Annotated in this window: 12 protein-coding genes and 1 pseudogene; 9 read left to right on the forward strand and 4 right to left on the reverse strand. The window is 39.4% G+C overall.

All coding sequences use genetic code 11. The annotated features are described in order from the left end of the window. Window positions 1-437 precede the first annotated feature (437 nt). From gltB to I7H67_RS11260, 9 genes and pseudogenes are all read left to right on the forward strand, one after another. Entirely contained in the window at window positions 438-4,913 is a 4,476-nt protein-coding gene (gene gltB / locus I7H67_RS11220) for a glutamate synthase large subunit (protein ID WP_171067762.1), read from the forward strand. A 69-nt stretch (window positions 4,914-4,982) separates the two neighbouring features. Then, window positions 4,983-6,404 carry an FAD-dependent oxidoreductase gene (locus I7H67_RS11225; protein WP_198307875.1) on the forward strand — a complete coding sequence of 474 codons (1,422 nt, stop codon included), beginning with the start codon at window positions 4,983-4,985 and terminating at the stop codon, window positions 6,402-6,404. Window positions 6,405-6,577: 173 nt separating this feature from the next. Next, on the forward strand, window positions 6,578-7,465 hold the full coding sequence (locus tag I7H67_RS11230; protein ID WP_198307876.1) for a metal-dependent hydrolase: 888 nt from the start codon (window positions 6,578-6,580) through the stop codon (window positions 7,463-7,465). Window positions 7,466-7,595: 130 nt separating this feature from the next. Beyond that, complete coding sequence (locus I7H67_RS11235; protein WP_198307877.1) at window positions 7,596-8,186, forward strand: LemA family protein; 591 nt, start codon at window positions 7,596-7,598, stop codon at window positions 8,184-8,186. Window positions 8,187-8,210: 24 nt separating this feature from the next. Next, window positions 8,211-9,296 (forward strand): TPM domain-containing protein, encoded by a 1,086-nt coding sequence (locus I7H67_RS11240; protein ID WP_151988676.1) that lies wholly within the window; start codon window positions 8,211-8,213, stop codon window positions 9,294-9,296. After that, on the forward strand, window positions 9,290-9,850 hold the full coding sequence (locus I7H67_RS11245) for a TPM domain-containing protein (protein ID WP_198307878.1): 561 nt from the start codon (window positions 9,290-9,292) through the stop codon (window positions 9,848-9,850). The genes I7H67_RS11240 and I7H67_RS11245 overlap by 7 nt, the downstream gene beginning before the upstream one ends. A gap of 347 nt (window positions 9,851-10,197) precedes the next feature. Then, the gene (locus I7H67_RS11250; protein WP_198307879.1) at window positions 10,198-10,737 is read left to right on the forward strand and encodes a pilin; all 540 of its coding nucleotides are present in this window, start codon (window positions 10,198-10,200) and stop codon (window positions 10,735-10,737) included. 283 nt (window positions 10,738-11,020) lie between these two features. Further along, complete coding sequence (gene tfpZ / locus I7H67_RS11255; RefSeq protein ID WP_198307880.1) at window positions 11,021-11,755, forward strand: TfpX/TfpZ family type IV pilin accessory protein; 735 nt, start codon at window positions 11,021-11,023, stop codon at window positions 11,753-11,755. A gap of 97 nt (window positions 11,756-11,852) precedes the next feature. Beyond that, window positions 11,853-13,480, forward strand: a pseudogene (locus tag I7H67_RS11260) (Wzy polymerase domain-containing protein). Between the two features lie 42 nt (window positions 13,481-13,522). Here I7H67_RS11260 and bfr read toward each other — a convergent pair. The 4 genes from bfr to I7H67_RS11280 form a co-directional block, all read right to left on the reverse strand. After that, the gene (gene bfr / locus I7H67_RS11265; RefSeq protein ID WP_000678123.1) at window positions 13,523-13,987 is read right to left on the reverse strand and encodes a heteropolymeric bacterioferritin subunit Bfr; all 465 of its coding nucleotides are present in this window, start codon (window positions 13,985-13,987) and stop codon (window positions 13,523-13,525) included. Window positions 13,988-14,232: 245 nt separating this feature from the next. Next, the gene (locus I7H67_RS11270) at window positions 14,233-14,427 is read right to left on the reverse strand and encodes a bacterioferritin-associated ferredoxin (RefSeq protein WP_004789790.1); all 195 of its coding nucleotides are present in this window, start codon (window positions 14,425-14,427) and stop codon (window positions 14,233-14,235) included. Window positions 14,428-14,646: 219 nt separating this feature from the next. Further along, window positions 14,647-15,030: a RidA family protein gene (locus I7H67_RS11275; RefSeq protein WP_198307881.1), complete on the reverse strand. Its 384-nt coding sequence runs from the start codon at window positions 15,028-15,030 to the stop codon at window positions 14,647-14,649. Window positions 15,031-15,174: 144 nt separating this feature from the next. After that, window positions 15,175-17,280: a RelA/SpoT family protein gene (locus tag I7H67_RS11280; protein WP_005301002.1), complete on the reverse strand. Its 2,106-nt coding sequence runs from the start codon at window positions 17,278-17,280 to the stop codon at window positions 15,175-15,177. Between the last annotated feature and the right edge of the window lie 14 nt (window positions 17,281-17,294).

Here is a 17,294-nt window from a genome sequence, read left to right on the forward strand (position 1 = left end):
TAGTGCAATAACAAAAGATATATATAATTTTTGATCAAGTGTGGTGCATATTTGGTCATTTATTAAAATGATAGCCTGAATAAAACTCATCTATTTTTAAGAAATATAAACACTTAAGCTACGAAAATTATATTGGCATAGTTTTTGCTTTATTCTTGTGCTTATTAATGTACTGCTAACTATTTTGGCGCTCTAAAGAGTGAAGTCTATGCAGAGTCGTGGGGTCGAGCTGCTTTAAAAGAGTGCGAAATAAGTCAAAACATTTTTCTAGCAAAAACCAGTGTACGTAAAAATGGAACAGCGTATATTGGCTTATCAGCCCAAAATTTTTTTTTGCGAAACATTGAGCTAACTATCGTCCGTAGGCAATATCGCAGAAATAAGTTGTTTGTTTGACGCTCGAAAGAGCCTTATTGAAAGAAGGGTACGCTATGCACATGCCATCGCCTAATACTGTAGCTCCCGCTCAAGGTTTATATCAACCTGATGAGTTTAAGGATAACTGTGGTTTTGGACTGATTGCCCATATGAAGGGTGAATCAAGTCATCATCTTGTAGAAACCGCGATTCACAGTTTAAGTTGCATGACGCACCGTGGTGGTATTGCCGCAGATGGCAAGACGGGAGATGGTTGCGGCTTATTATTGGCGATGCCAAAGCAATTTTTCCGTGATGAAGCAAAAAAACTAAGTGATATTACACTTAGCGAAGTTTTTGCTGTAGGAACGGTATTTTTAAATGTCGATCCGGCATTAGCGCAGCACTCTAAAAATATTTTAACTAAAGAAATCGAGGCTGATGGCTTACGCGTATTGGCTTGGCGTGTTGTCCCTACAAATAACGATGCACTAGGTGAAATTGCACTTCAATCTTTACCTGCTTTTGAACAGGTCATTGTGAACTGTCCAATGGGTGTAACTGAAGTTGAGTTTAACCGTAAACTATTTTTGGCACGTCGTCGTGCAGAACAACAATTACAAAATGATCCGTCATTCTATGTGACTACACTTTGTTCGACAGTTATCAGCTATAAAGGCTTGATGATGCCGGCTGCAATTGCTGAGTTCTATACAGATTTGGCAGACGAACGTTTAAAATCACATATCGTGGTGTTCCACCAACGTTTCTCGACCAACACTTTACCGCGCTGGCCTTTGGCGCAGCCATTCCGTTACCTTGCGCATAATGGTGAAATCAACACTATTACAGCAAACCGTAACTGGGCATTGGCACGTACGCCTAAATTTGAAAACCCATTGTTACCAGGCCTAACTGAGCTTAACCCAATTGTGAACCGTACTGGTTCAGACTCTTCAAGCTTAGATAACATGCTTGAAATCTTGGTTGGTGGCGGTATGGATTTATTCCGTGCATTGCGTATGCTCGTGCCACCAGCGTGGCAGAACGTTGAAACTTTGGATGCAGACTTACGTGCATTCTATGAGTTCAACTCTAAGCATATGGAAGCTTGGGATGGTCCAGCAGGTTTAGTAATTCAAGATGGTCGTCATGCTATTTGTATGCTTGACCGTAATGGTTTACGCCCTGCACGTTGGGTTATTACCAAAAATGATTACATTACCTTGGCATCTGAAATTGGTGTGTGGGGTTATGAACCTGAAGATGTTATTTCTAAAGGTCGCGTAGGCCCTGGTCAAATTTTAGTAGTTGATACTTTAACAGGTAAAGTACTTGATACTAAAGATGTTAGTACTCATTTGAAAAACATGCGTCCGTACCGTGAGTGGTTACGTGATCATGCAATTCGCCTCAATGCCAACCCTGAACTTGAAGAACAATTAGTTGATCAGGGTTTAACTGGCGATGCGTTAAAAGCAGCTCAAAAAATGTTTATGGTGACATTTGAAGAGCGCGACCAGTTGTTGCGTCCTATTGCTGAAAGTGGTCAGGAAGCTGTAGGTTCTATGGGGGATGATACGCCTATGGCTGTATTGTCTCGTCAAGTACGCCATGTGACTGATTATTTCCGTCAACAATTTGCGCAAGTAACAAACCCGCCAATTGATCCACTACGTGAATCGATTGTAATGTCGCTCGAAACCTGTTTAGGTCGTGAACAGAATGTATTTGAGCAAGGTCCAGAGCACGCAGATCGAATCATTATTTCGAGCCCTGTTCTGTCTAACTCAAAAATGCAGCAAATCCGTAGTATTGATCGTGCAGGGTATGCGTCTGTTGACATCAATTTGAACTATGCTGAAGAAGAAGGTTTGCAAGCTGCGATTACGCGTATCTGTGAAGAGGCAGCGCAAGCGGTTCGTGATGGTAAAACTTTAATTGTTTTAACTGATAAAAATATTCGCCAAGGTTTCTTGCCTGCAAACGCAGCGCTTGCAACAGGTGCAGTACATCATTACCTCATTAAAACTGGTTTACGTACTGATGCAAACATCATGGTTGAAACTGGTTTTGCACGTGATCCGCACCAATTTGCGGTATTACTAGGTTTCGGTGCAACCGCAGTTTACCCATACCTTGCATATGACGTAATTAATGATTTGATTGCGAAAGGCGAGCTTTTAGGTGATCCAATCCATGCTCAAGCAAACTTCCGTAAAGGTATTGAGAAAGGCTTATTAAAAGTTCTTTCAAAAATGGGTATCTCTACCGTTGCTTCGTATCGTGGTGGTCAGCTTTTTGAAGCAGTAGGCTTATCATCTGAAGTTGTAGATCAGTGCTTCTTGGGCGTTCCAAGTCGTATTCAGGGTGCAACATTTGCTGATCTTGAAAAAGATCAGAAAAAATTAGCTGCTACAGCATGGTCAAATCGTAAACCAATTGATCAAGGTGGTCTGCTTAAATTCGTATTTGATAAAGAGTATCACGCGTTCAATCCAGATGTGATTAACTCATTACACAAAGCGGTTCGCTCTGGTAAATACGAACACTTTAAAGAATATGCTGAGCTGGTGAATAACCGTCCAGTAGCGACTATTCGTGACTTATTTAAGTTAAAAACGACGAACTCGATTCCAGTTGAGCAAGTTGAATCAGTTGAAGAGATCTTGCCTCGTTTTGACTCGGCTGGTATGTCTTTAGGTGCTCTTTCTCCAGAAGCACATGAAGCGATCGCAATTGCGATGAACACGATTGGTGGTCGTTCAAACTCTGGTGAGGGTGGTGAAGATCCTGTTCGCTACGGCACAATTCGTAACTCGAAAATCAAACAGATCGCATCTGGTCGTTTTGGTGTAACACCTGCATATCTAACTTCTGCTGAAGTATTGCAAATTAAAGTTGCTCAAGGTGCAAAACCAGGTGAAGGCGGTCAGTTACCGGGCGGTAAGGTAAATGGTTTAATTGCACGTTTACGTTACTCAGTGCCGGGTGTAACACTGATTTCACCTCCACCACACCACGATATTTACTCAATTGAAGATTTGTCTCAGTTAATTTTTGACTTGAAACAAGTTAACCCTCAAGCAATGGTTTCGGTAAAACTGGTATCTGAGCCGGGTGTTGGAACAATTGCTGCGGGTGTTGCGAAAGCATATGCAGACTTCATTACCATTTCTGGTTATGACGGTGGTACTGCGGCATCTCCACTTTCATCAATTCATCATGCGGGTTCTCCATGGGAATTAGGTCTAAGTGAGGCACATCAGGCACTTCGCGTTAATGACTTACGTGGCAAAGTACGCGTACAAACAGATGGTGGTTTAAAAACGGGTCTTGATGTGATCAAGGCAGCAATTTTAGGTGCTGAGAGTTTTGGTTTTGGTTCAACACCAATGATTGCATTAGGTTGTAAATATCTACGTATTTGCCACTTGAACAACTGTGCGACTGGTGTTGCAACTCAACAAGATCACTTACGTCAAGAGCACTACATTGGCGAACCAGAAATGCTCATCAATTTCTTCCATTTCATTGCGGAAGAAACACGTGAATGGTTGGCAGCATTAGGTGTGTCTTCATTGAAAGACTTAATCGGTCGTGTTGATTTACTCGAAGTATTACCGGGTGAAACTGAAAAACATGCTCATCTTGATTTAAGTGCATTGTTAACTTCTCATCCATCTGCTGACGGTAAAGCACAGTATTGTGAAGTACAAGGGAATGCACCATTTGATAAAGGTGTGTTAGCTGAGAAAATGGTTGCTGAAATGCTTCCTGCAATTGAATCAAGCGCAGGTGGTCAGTTCAACTTCAATGTTGTGAACTGTGACCGCTCTATCGGTGCTCGTGTGTCAGGTGAAATTGCTCGTCGCTATGGCAACTTAGGTATGGAAGTACACCCAGTAGTGATGAACTTAACTGGTACAGCTGGTCAGTCACTTGGTGTATGGAACGCGGGTGGTTTACACATCCGCCTTGAAGGTGATGCAAACGACTATGTGGGTAAAGGTATGGCAGGTGGTCGTATCTCAATTTTCCCACCAAAAGGTTCACCTTTCCAAACTCAAAACACAGCTATTATTGGTAATACCTGTTTGTATGGTGCAACTGGCGGTAAGCTTTTTGCAGCGGGTACAGCGGGTGAGCGTTTTGCAGTTCGTAACTCTGGTGCATTTGCTGTAATTGAAGGTGCTGGCGATCACTGCTGTGAATATATGACAGGTGGTGTTGTGACTGTACTTGGTAAAGTAGGCCATAACTTTGGCGCGGGCATGACTGGTGGTTTTGCTTATGTACTTGACCTAGACAATGACTTCGTAGATTACTACAACCACGAATTGATTGATTTAAATCGTATTTCAACAGAATCTATGGAAGATCATAAAGAGTTCTTGTTGCGTATTATTGACGAGCATATTAAAGAAACAGGTAGTGCCTGGGCTTATAAAATCCGCAATGAGTTCGATTTCTACAGCCGTAAATTCTGGCTTGTGAAACCAAAGGCTGCTAATTTACAAACGCTTTTGAAAACAACACAAGCTGATCCACAATAATTCCACGACTGCAACGACATAGGCAGGTGCGGACAACAGTGAAAACCGCGCCTACCCACGGAGAGAGACATGGCAGAACGCCTAAATAATGACTTTCAATTTCTGGATGTAGCACGCCAAGATCCAGAGAAAAAAGATATTACTGTCCGCAAAGCAGAATTTGTGGAAATTTATAAGCCTTTTACATCGGAAACTGTCACTAATCAGACTCACCGTTGTTTAGGTTGTGGTAACCCATATTGTGAATGGAAATGTCCTGTACATAACTACATTCCAAACTGGTTAAAACTCATTGCTGAAGGCCAAATTTTCCAAGCTGCTGAGCTTTGTCATCAAACGAATACACTACCTGAGGTATGTGGTCGCGTATGCCCACAAGACCGTTTATGTGAAGGTGCTTGTACCTTAAACGATGGTTTTGGTGCAGTAACCATTGGTAATGCTGAAAAATATATCAATGATACAGCCTTTGCTTTGGGCTGGCGTCCAGATATGTCAGGCGTAAAATGGACTGACAAAAAAGTTGCCATTATTGGTGCTGGCCCTGCTGGTTTAGGCTGTGCAGATATTCTAGCTCGCGGTGGTGTTAAACCAGTTGTATTCGATAAGCGTCCTGAAATTGGTGGCTTACTTACATTTGGTATTCCAGAATTTAAAATGGAAAAAGATGTGATGAAACGCCGCCGTGAAATTTTCACAGGTATGGGCATCGAATTCCGTTTAAATACTGAAATTGGCACAGATGTAACCATTGATGAATTACTTACAGAATATGATGCGGTGTTCATGGGTATGGGAACTTATACCTACATGAAGGGTGGTTTCCCGGGTGAAGATCTTAATGGCGTTTATGATGCTCTTGATTTCCTAATCTCTAATGTGAACCGCTGCCAAGGTTGGGAAAAAGATCCAAGTGAGTACATCAGCTTAGATGGTAAAAAGGTGATTGTACTTGGTGGTGGTGATACAGCGATGGACTGTAACCGTACTTCATTACGTCAAGGCGCTCATGATGTAACGTGTGCATACCGTCGTGATGAAAGCAACATGCCGGGTTCTGCACGTGAAGTAAAAAATGCCTATGAAGAGGGTGTAAAATTCCTATTCAATCGTCAACCGATCGAAATCGTTGGTGAAAATGGCAAAGTGACAGGCGTAAAAGTGGTAACGACACAAATGGGTGAACCAGATAGTCGTGGCCGTCGTAGTCCTGAACCAGTTCCAGGTTCTGAAGAAGTATTACCAGCCGATGCTGTTTTACTTGCATTCGGTTTCCGCCCAAGCCCAGCGGATTGGTTTGGTAACGCGAATATTAATCTTGATGGTTCAGGTCGTGTTGTCGCAGCTGAAAAACAAGAATTCAAATTCCAGACATCAAACCCGAAAATCTTTGCTGGTGGCGATATGGTGCGTGGCTCAGACCTAGTCGTGACTGCGATTTGGGAAGGCCGTCAAGCTGCTGAAGGCATTTTGGATTACCTTGGTGTTTAATGAATTAATTTGTTAAAACACGCAAAAAAGCCTACTTCGAGTAGGCTTTTTTATTGTCTACCATTAGTCACTTTGATGTTTTTGGCAAATATAATAAGCTTTTTTGCCCTTTTTAGCTTTTTAAGCTCGCGACATACTCAAAACTTCTTTCTTCAATACAATAGGTGTTGAGTATGAACATCGCAGATATGACGGCAGAAAAATCATATTTAAATCGTCGAAAAGCGTTGGGTATTACGGTGCGTCGTCTTGAATTTAATCCAAAGGCGATCAAGCGGCACTATTTTGCAAATTCACCCCTCATGTCTCATTTTTTAACTGCACTCTCATCAACGTTTCCTGTAGGTGAGCAATTCTTTGTGAATAGCGTACGTAATGTGCGTGATAAAGTTTCAGACCCTCAATTACAAGCACAAATTGCGGCTTTCATTGGACAAGAGGCTATGCATTCCAAAGCGCATGGTGAGTTTAATGAAGCTTGGCGCCGTGATGATTATAATCTGGACAGTTTTCAAAATTGGTTAAATGAGCGGGATAAATACTTAAGAACGATTCCACCTAAGCTGCAATTAGCACTTACCTGTGCTTTTGAACATTTTACAGCTCTCCTTGGAGCATATGTTTTACAACATCCAGAGCTGTTAAAAACGTTAGATCAAGATGCGTTAAAACTTTGGGTCTGGCATGCGATTGAAGAAATTGAACATCGCTCAGTCGCTTTCGATGTTTATCAACATGTATATGGAGATGACCGTATTCGTCGTTTACTCATGCGTAGCGTCACGACTGGGTTTGCGAGTCTCGCTTTTTATGGGACAACTCGTTTATTTTGGCAAGATAAGTGGAATAGCTTACCTAAAATCGGAGGTAATTTATTTGGGGCATATTTGCTGATAAAGATGCTTGTCCAATTAATGCCTGAATACTTTGCATATTACAAAAAAGATTTTCATCCTAGTCAAAAGGATTACGACAAGATGGTCGACTACTGGAAAAGTTCTTTAGCAGAAGAATATCAAATGGCAAGTTTTCAAAAAGAAAAAGATCAAAGATTAAGTTAATAGAAAACCGGATTTAAAAATCCGGTTTTTAAAAATCAATAAAATAAAAGCAACACAATAATGCCAAATTCATCATACAATCGGGTAAAGAGGTCAAAAATATAAAGAAAAACTTGAGGATAATGTGACGATGAAAACGTTGAAACAATTAGCGATCGCAACAACACTTGCCAGCACCTTACTGTTTTCGGGATGTGGCTATAATACTCTACAAGTAAAAGATGAGGCTGTGACAGCAGCGTGGTCTGAAGTACAAAACCAATACCAACGTCGATCAGACTTGGTGCCAAACCTTGTCAATGTAGTAAAAGGTTATGCTAAACATGAAGAGCAAGTATTAACTGAAGTAACACAGGCACGCTCGAATGTTGCAGGTTTAAAAGTTGATAAAGAAGTTCTAGAAGATCCCGCTTTACTTGAAAAATATCAACAGGCTCAAAGTCAATTAACAGGGGCATTATCTCGACTTATTGCTGTGTCTGAAAACTACCCAGATTTGAAAGCCAATACTCAATTCCAGGAATTACAAGTTCAGCTTGAGGGTACAGAAAACCGTATCGCAGTTGCACGTAATCGTTATATTACAACGGTACAAGACTATAACTCGTATGTACGCCAGTTCCCGCAAGCAGTGACCGCAAAAGTAATTGGTATGCATCCTAAAGCCAATTTCTCTGCAGAAGCTTCTGCACAACAGGCTCCAAAAGTTTCTTTTGATTAATTTAATAAATCAAAGGAGTGCTGTATGAGAAATATTATATTGCTTCAGTCTAAGCAAATTAAGGTCTTTATTATGACCTTAATTTTGTTCTGTTGTGGTGTTCTTTTTCAGAATACAGCATGGAGTGAAAGTAATATTGCAACTGCTACTGACGAGACTGACACAATAGTAGCGGGCAAAATCATTCAAAAGCAGCAAAATCAAGCTACCCCATCTAAATCGGGTGAACAACCTGCTTCAAGTGTTGCTGCCTCGCCTAAAGTCTCTAACGATATGGCAGACGGTGAATCAATTCGTGGTTTGCCAACTTTAAATCAGCCTGTTATTGATCAAGCTAACATTTTAAGTGAGGCTGAGAAACAGCAGCTCAACCAAAAAATTCTAAGTTTATACCAACAAGGCAAAGCACAAATTGGTGTCGTTATTGTCCCAACTACGGGTCAAGAAGATATTTTTGATTATGCATTACGAGTGGGTGAGCAGTGGCAATTAGGATCATCTAAACGTGACAATGGATTACTCATTGCAGTTGCGGTAAATGACCGCCGCATACAAATTTTAACCGGATACGGCTTAGAAGGCGTATTGCCTGATATTGTGGCAAGTCGGATTATTCGAAACCAAATTACACCTTATTTTAAACAAGCCCAATATGCACAAGGTTTAAATGCAGGTCTTGATGAAATTGGAAGGATTCTAAATCTTGACCCAGAAGTCGCTCAGCAAGCTGCTCAAGATTTAAAAGAAAGACAACACCAAGCCGCGGAAGAGCAACAAGCCAAACAGACAACCCTGACAATGGCTTTATTTATTCTTGTTGCTGGAATTGTGGGTTCATTTATTGTAGGACGACCTCTTAGTGCATCTACAGCTGGTGTTGCTGCCGCGGTAGCAGGTTTTGTAAATGGTGCAGGTCTAGTGACTAGCTTATTACTTGGTTTTGGAGTCTTTTTTTTACTCATTACTTCTATTGCCCAACTTATTTTACAGGCCATTCTAAGTGGCTCTGGCGGCGGCGGTGGACGTGGAGGAGGCTTCGGCGGTGGTGGCGGAGGCTATGGCGGTGGTGGAGGTCGTTTTGGCGGTGGAGGTGCTTCAGGCTCATGGTAACAACATCAGAAACAACACAAATTATTACTCAGCCCAAAATTGAGGAATCTATAGAGCCAAGCCTAAAACGTTGGTTTAAACATTTATGTTATTTTCCAGCCAGTAGCCGTTATTTTTCAAAACAAGATAAGCAAATTATTGCCGATGCTGTACAGCGAGCAGAACATGGACATGTTGGCGAGATACAGGTTGTAATTGAAGGCCATATTCCATGTTCACAAGCTTATAGACAAAACACGCGTTTAAGAGCACAGCAGCTATTTGCAGAGTTGGGCGTTTGGGATACTGCATTAAATAGCGGCGTATTGTTATACCTAAATTTATGTGAACGTACTGTAGAAGTTATATTTGACCGTGGTATTAGAAATGCGACTAACGATCAGGTCTGGCAGCAGATTTGTGAGTCTATCGTTCAAAAACTTAAACAAAAACAATATCAACAAGCTGTCGTGATGGGTGTGCAGCAAATTGGAGAGGTATTGTCACATTTTTATGATGAAAACATGCCAGATCAATCCAATGAGTTGGGAAATGCTCCAATTATTATTAATTAAGTTATTTTCTAAAAGTTCTATATCTCATAATTTTTAAATTTTTATTTCTCAAGGTGGCTGACAAAAAATGTCACCTATTTATTTATTTTTAAAGAGAATTTGCTCACAAAAAAAATATAAAGTTTGATAAGTTTTGTTTACTTTTTTTTGATGTGTGATCTGTTGTAACTAAAAGTTATATGACGATTTTTGTCAGTTATTTACAGTGATTTTTGATTAAGAAAATTTAAAATTAATATAAGTTTTTGTTTTATAAGTAAAATAAAAGTTGGCATGGTTGCTGCTATATAGTTGATAGCTGAAAAAGCTTATATAAAAACATATATACAATCTTTGGGGAAAAGGCTATGAATGCACAAAAAGGTTTTACATTAATTGAACTCATGATCGTGGTTGCGATTATCGGGATTTTGGCAGCAATCGCGATTCCTGCGTATTCAGATTATACCGTACGTACTCGTATTACTGAGGGATTAAATTTGGCTGATGGCGCAAAACAAATGATTTCAGCAGATGGTGCTGCTTCAGCTGCTGATTTAGCAAATGTAGTGACGACTTGGAATGCACAAGCTGCAGGTACTGGTGCGAATTCTAAGTATGTTAATAGTGTATTATTAGGTGCTACTGGTGAAATTACAATTACATATAATGATACTGCTGTAGGTATTGCGGCAACAGAGAATACTCTTAATATCAAACCGTATGTCCGTACTGGGGCTGCAGGTACTGCTGTAGCATTGAATGCTGCTCAAACAGCTGGTACAACTGGTACTATTGATTGGGGATGTGCGTCTGCTACCCATGCCGCAGCTACAGCTGCTGGTTTAGCTACTGGTCTTACAGCTGGTACTCTTCAATCAAAATATGCTCCAGCAAGCTGCCGTTAATAGTTGATTTTGTAAAAAAGATCGGGGAACCGGTCTTTTTTATTATAGAAAATATTGATTTTACTCATACTCTTGATGGGCAGTTCTTCAACTAAAAATGAAGTATTCTAAAAAGGATGTGATGAGATTATGGAGTGGTGTTCTGAAAATGAATATAAAATAATGTCAATTAATAACCCATATGACAATCCAATTGATCCCTATAACTGAACAGAAAAATTGTAAATGGCTCTTTAATTCCGATTAAAGTTATAGTGGACCAGTTTAATAATTTTGTAATTATATGTTGAAACCTCTTAAATTTTTCTTTGGTCATCTGGCTATTTCAATGGGAATAGCTTTAGCTATTATCGCTTGGGTATTTTTAGTTTGGTATCCACAACCACTCGCTCAAGCCGTAGGTGTTACCCATATTTTCTTAATGATGGTCGCTGTAGATGTTGTTTTGGGGCCGGTTTTAGGCTTATTGGTCTATAAAGAGAGAAAGAAAACACTTAAGTTTGATCTAACCGTTATTATTCTGATTCAACTTTCTGCATTAGTTTATGGTTTATTTTGCATTGCTCAAGGTCGCCCTGCATGGTTGGTTTACAGTGTTGATCGTTTTGAGTTGGTACGTCAGAATGAAATTATTAATGCGAATAGTCAAAAGGCTCAAGCACTATTCCAACATCCTTCATGGTTTAAACCTCAGTTTGCAGCAGTTGAGCTTGCAAAAGACGCTAAACAACGTAATGAAGACATGTTTACAGAAGTACTTGGAGGTATTTCTTTAGCGCAACGTCCTGAGCGCTATGTTGTTTTAGTTCAGGTTAAATTGCAAATACAACACCGAGCCCAAAGCCTTAAAGAACTAGAAAAATATAATTCTAAACAGCAAGTAGAAAATGTTTTGAAAAAATACCCAAAAGCAGATGCATGGGTTCCTTTAAAAGCGAATGCTATAGATATGGTCGTGTTGATGAATAAGAACTCAGCTCAGGTTATTAAAATTGTAGATTTAAGACCGTGGAAGTAAAAGTCAGAGAGGTGGTAAGAGGATACAAATAGAACTTAATTCTTATTATGCTCTTCCATGTATAATTCTTTCAAGTTTTAGCCTCTAACCTGTCACTATGCAAGTATTCTTCCTATTCCTCGCTGCAATCCTGTTAGGTTTTGCATGGTTGTCTCCATTCCACTATAGTCCTTGGGTCATGTTTTCGAGTGAAGTGAGTACTTTTGGGGCTGGATTATGCGTATTAGCCGCCCTAATTCAGCAAAATATAAAAATTCCCAGAGCACAGCTATTGTTGCTGCCATTTACTTTAATTCCAATAGTGCAGTGGGGTTTGGGTTTGGTTTTTGATCTGAGCACAGCCTTGTTAAGTTCATTTTACTTGCTAGGTTTTTGGTTTATGGTCTTGGGTGGTTACAATCTGTCATTAGATCAACAAAAGCGTGATCAAATCTTTTCGGGTTTTAGTTTACTCGTAATTATAGTATCCCTTGGCACTAGTTTTATTGCAATTTGCCAATGGTTAAATATAGAGTCTCATTTTGTCCATATGCTTCACCTGATTGGTAACCGTCCTTATGGGAACTTCGGTCAGCCCAACAATATGGCAACTTTCTTAATTGTCGGGTTGCTAGGTTGTTTGTACTTATATGAAAAGAATAAGGCTACGGTCTGGTTACTTCTACCTTCAGCACTGATTATTTTGTTCACGGTTGCATTGAGTCAATCACGTACCTCATGGATTGTTTTCCCTTTTTTATTCATCTATTGGCTGATTAAGCAATTTAAACAGCAAAAACGTTTTGGAGTTATTCAAAGTCTTTTGTGGTGTTTAGGTTTTTTTGTAGTTGCAGGGGGGATTCTACCCTTTGTAACAAATCTAATTGAGGCATGGTCAAGTACAAATGTAACCGAAGCAAGCACTTTGGTGAAACGAGCAAGCTCTGGGTATTTACGTTTTAATATCTGGTCGCAAATGTTACTTGCTGTGCAGCAGCACCCTTGGTGGGGATATGGCTGGAATCAAACCAGTGTGGCACAAATTACTGTTTATCATGCTTTTCCCACAGGAGAGTGGACGACTAGTGCCCATAATGTATTACTTGATTTAATTATCTGGAATGGCATTCCATTAGCTACTGTAATGATTGCTTACTTTACGTGTTGGTTCCTTTGGCTGAATCAACAAGCTAAAAATACCATCTCGATTGTAGCGATTATGATGGTATGTACTGTGCTTATTCATGCCATGTTAGAGTTCCCACAGCGCTATGCTTATTTCTTACTTACTTGTGGGTTTTTACTTGGTGTTGTGCAAGCACAGAGCCCAGTGCTCAAAGGAATTGTGCTTAATAAACAACTTCTCCGCTTAATATGGGTTGTAAGTTTACTACTGATTATTGCGATTTTACGTGATTACAATGTGTATGTTCTAAATAGTAATTTGCTTTTCAATAATAAGCGTCCAAATGCTGAATTTATGGGAGGCAGTAAGATTTTTGTTTTAACGCAGTTTGAAGAGCGTTTAAAATGGATTGAACTTAATTCTGAAACTGCATTACCCGAAGCTGACTTAGTTCATTGGGAAAATTTCGTAAAGAATAAACCTACTCCCTATAACTTACGTAAATATGCAAAATTACTAGCTTATAATGGAAAAATAGAGCAAGCAGAGCAGCAAATATTTATTTTACAGCATCTCTATAAGCAAAAATAACGCTACCAGAATTATTAAAAGAAAAGTAATAAAAAATCCCCTTGTATTCAAGGGGATTTTTTCATGAGAAATTACATCTGACTCTGGATGTAATTTTCAATACCAACGCTGCCGATAAGGTCAATTTGGGTATCTAACCAGTCCCAATATTCTTCTTCTTTTTCTAAAATTTCTTGAACAAGATCACGAGTCACATAGTCTTGTTCTGTTTCAGCGAGTGCAACTGCTTTTTGAATCGCTTCTATATTTTCTTTCACTTTACGAATGTCACATTGCAGAACTTCTTCTGTATGTTGACCAATATAAAGTTTGCCTAAGTGCTGAAGATTAGGTAGGCCTTCCAAGAATAAAATACGTTCAATAATTTTGTCTGCATGCTTCATTTGACGAATGGATTCTTTATATTCAGCAGAGCCAAGCTGCTCAATTCCCCAATCATTAAACATGCGTGAATGTAAAAAATATTGATTAATTGCAGTTAAATGATGATACAGCACTTGGTTGAGCTGATTAATGACATCACGATTGCCTTTCATTGTAGCTACTCCAAAACAATTTCTGCCTTAATTCAATTAAGGCAATCTATAAAACCATTCTAGTGAACAATCAGGGATATGGCGAGTAATTTATAGAACAGCAAATGAAAATCGCAATCAAAAACAACACAATATTAGGAAAGGAGAGTTTCCAACCAAAAAAAACCGCTTGAATGAGGAACTATTAACGTTCCGCAAAAAGCGGTGGAGGAGCTAATAAATACTATTAAATTTTTATAAATCTTTTAGGCAGCTACAGAAATACGAGCAGCGATTTCTGCTAATTCTTCATTAATAATAGCACGTGCTTCTGGTGCACAGCGTCCACAGCAAGTACCAAGATCAAGCAAATCACGAATTTCGCGATAGCTTTCTGCGCCATTTTCAACAGCGTCTTTAATATCTTGATCGGTAATGCCACGACACAAGCAAACGTACATGGGATTGATCCCCAAATATAAATGCGATAATTGATATTATTGATAATTATTATCGTTTGTCAATGAAATTCATTTAAAATCTCATTTATTATTATTGGGAATTTGGATAAAAAAATGCCACCTGAGTGGAAATCTGAGTTATGTTCAGATTTTATACAAAGGTGGTTCATGATTTAGAGTTAATAATTTAACAAAAAATATTCAATATATTTCTATATCTTATTGATTAATAACTACAATGCCATCCATTTCAACTAAAGCACTTTTTGGTAAACTTGCTACACCAAGAGCTGCACGTGCAGGATATGGTTGAGCAAAATATTCACCCATAATTTGGTTTACAAGTTGAAAGTTTGATAAATCAGTTAGAAAAATATTGAGCTTGGCAATATCTGCTAGAGAACCGCCGGCAGCTTCACAAACTGCTTTTAAATTATCAAATACACGGCGAATTTGAGCTTCAATACCTTCTACAAGTTCCATACTGTATGGGTCTAAACCAATTTGCCCTGAAAGATATAATGTATTATCTACTAAAATGGCTTGAGAGTATGTGCCGATAGCAGCAGGGGCATTTTCAGTATGAATTACTTGGCGGGACATTTGGTTCTCCTTGATTAAATCTCATTTCATCATAATCGATGATCGCTTTGGACAAAAGTATCATCGATTTAATTGATTAAGTGGATTTGGAAAGTTTGATTTTGTTAAAGAAACATAAATCTGACCAATAGCCCTTGTAAAGACTTAGCTTACTTTTGAAATTTCCATCTGTGGATTAGGCGCATCCAAACGCTCTATACGTGGAAAGCCATAATGCATACGTAAATCACGGATAACTTTTGCAATATGTTTGCGGTTATTCACCACAATATTAACAAAAGTTCTTTGCTCATTTGAGTGAACCATTTCTACCCCTGCATTATTTTTACGACATTGATAGATCAGGTCTGATACCTGCTCATCATTCATTGCCATTTCTATAGCGAGATAGGCAGTAAAACGAACATCGTCTACGTCATCTGCTTTCCATTGAAGCGGCATAATATTTTCAGGATGTAGATGTTGTTCATGTAGCAAGTTATGGCAGCGGATACGATGCACAATTAACCCACGACGTGTTAAATGCCCTTGAATTGGGTCACCCAAAACTGGATTACAGCAATGCGCATATTTAACGTCGATACCTTCAGTACTTTGAATGAGTCGATCTGAATTTTCCACTTGTGGATGCTTGTCATGAGCAAATAAGTGATTAGCTACAAGTTGGGGTAGTAGGTCGCCAACTGCAATTTGTTCAAACAATGTATTTTTATTATCGATGTGGCGCCATTGAAGTAAATCTAACCAGTCCGCTTCAGAGAGATCATTAATTGAGCGGTTAAAAAGTTTCAGTGCTCGAGAAAGTGCTTGTGCACCGACTAAACGTTGTTCTTCAATGTCTTGATCTTTAAGGACGTGTTGTAATGCACGGCGAGCTTTTTGCGTATTAATAAAACTTAACCAGTCTGGATTTGGTGTTGCTAAAACATCCGTAATAACTTCAATAACCTGACCACTGATTAATGGTGTCGATAGTGGTTTAATCTCGCCATCTACTTTTGCACCAACGGCATGGTTACCTAAAAATAAACTGGCTGAATAAGCAAAATCAACTACGGTAGCACCTTGTGGTAATTCGTGGAGCTGACCATGTGGTGTGTAAACCCAAATTTTTTCTTGGTGTAAGTAATCTAATAAATCATTGAAGGTCGTTTTTGCACATTCTCCATCGATGAGCGTATTCAGATTTTGCATTGAAGCCTGAATAGCTGAACGACAAGTTTGTGGTGCATTTTCACCAAGCACTACCCCAAAGCGAGCAGCTTTACGCATAAGCTCGGTTTGAATGGTAAGAGAGAGTGTAGTTTTTTCGCCTTTGAGCTTAATTAATAAAGATTGGTTGCCACCCGGTAGAGGACGACGGATATGGTCCTGATATTGGATGACCTGAAAGTTTTCTCTTAAAGCATCAACTAGGCGGTCACAGTCGGCAATTGATTGTAAAACGATTTCAAAAGCATGGCTGTGGGTAAGCTCTTGTAAATCCATCTCATTTTTAACGAAATGGCGTAATAATTCGATATTGTTGTTTTTCTTTTTAATGCGGCCTTGAATATGATAATTATGAAGAAGTTCAGCGAGGTTTTGTTCCCAGATGCTTTGATATTTACATCGCTCTGGTTTGGTTAGACGTAGTGCATTTTGCACGTTATCAAACATATCAAGATCAAGATTTTGATAACAAAGATTTTCTAGATTATCACCCATTTCATTCATGCCGACTAATCTTGCCATTGGCACAAAGATATCAAGAGTTTCTTGAGCAATACGAGCACGTTTATCTGGACGCAAAGCACCTAGAGTTGTCATATTATGATAGCGGTCGGCTAATTTAATAATAATGACACGTGGGTCCTGTAGGGTCGCTTGCAAGATTTTTCTAAATGAGGCGGCCTTGTTATATTCTTTATCACTGGATTGGCTAAGTTTGGTTACACCGTCTACCAGCTCGGCAACTGTCAGGCCAAATTTTTCAGTAATATCTTCTTTTGTATATTGAGTATCTTCAATAACATCATGCAAAAGAGCTGCCATTAAGGTTTCAGCATCTAAACGCATGTTCGCAAGAATACAGCTGACAGCAATTGGATGCAGAATGTAGGGTTCACCACTTTTACGTGTAATGCCAGTATGCGCTAGATCGGCAAAATCACAGGCAGCAAGCACTTTCTCGACCTCACTTACCGATAAGTAAGGGTCGATAATCAATTTAAGCTGTTGCTTGGCTTGGCTGACCTCTTCGCCTGGCATAAATCACCCTTTTT

The sequence above is a fragment of the Acinetobacter sp. ACIN00229 genome, assembly GCF_016106645.1.
Lineage (GTDB): Bacteria > Pseudomonadota > Gammaproteobacteria > Pseudomonadales > Moraxellaceae > Acinetobacter > Acinetobacter oleivorans.

Excerpts from the sequence above, each read along its gene's own strand:
- I7H67_RS11280 (WP_005301002.1), bottom strand. The coding sequence starts at position 17,280 with ATGCCAGGCGAAGAGGTCAGCCAAGCCAAGCAACAGCTTAAATTGATT.
- bfr (WP_000678123.1), bottom strand. The coding sequence starts at position 13,987 with ATGAAAGGCAATCGTGATGTCATTAATCAGCTCAACCAAGTGCTGTAT.
- I7H67_RS11240 (WP_151988676.1), top strand. The coding sequence starts at position 8,211 with ATGAGAAATATTATATTGCTTCAGTCTAAGCAAATTAAGGTCTTTATT.
- gltB (WP_171067762.1), top strand. The coding sequence starts at position 438 with ATGCCATCGCCTAATACTGTAGCTCCCGCTCAAGGTTTATATCAACCT.
- I7H67_RS11230 (WP_198307876.1), top strand. The coding sequence starts at position 6,578 with ATGAACATCGCAGATATGACGGCAGAAAAATCATATTTAAATCGTCGA.
- I7H67_RS11225 (WP_198307875.1), top strand. The coding sequence starts at position 4,983 with ATGGCAGAACGCCTAAATAATGACTTTCAATTTCTGGATGTAGCACGC.
- I7H67_RS11245 (WP_198307878.1), top strand. The coding sequence starts at position 9,290 with ATGGTAACAACATCAGAAACAACACAAATTATTACTCAGCCCAAAATT.
- I7H67_RS11270 (WP_004789790.1), bottom strand. The coding sequence starts at position 14,427 with ATGTACGTTTGCTTGTGTCGTGGCATTACCGATCAAGATATTAAAGAC.
- tfpZ (WP_198307880.1), top strand. The coding sequence starts at position 11,021 with ATGTTGAAACCTCTTAAATTTTTCTTTGGTCATCTGGCTATTTCAATG.
- I7H67_RS11250 (WP_198307879.1), top strand. The coding sequence starts at position 10,198 with ATGAATGCACAAAAAGGTTTTACATTAATTGAACTCATGATCGTGGTT.
- I7H67_RS11275 (WP_198307881.1), bottom strand. The coding sequence starts at position 15,030 with ATGTCCCGCCAAGTAATTCATACTGAAAATGCCCCTGCTGCTATCGGC.
- I7H67_RS11235 (WP_198307877.1), top strand. The coding sequence starts at position 7,596 with ATGAAAACGTTGAAACAATTAGCGATCGCAACAACACTTGCCAGCACC.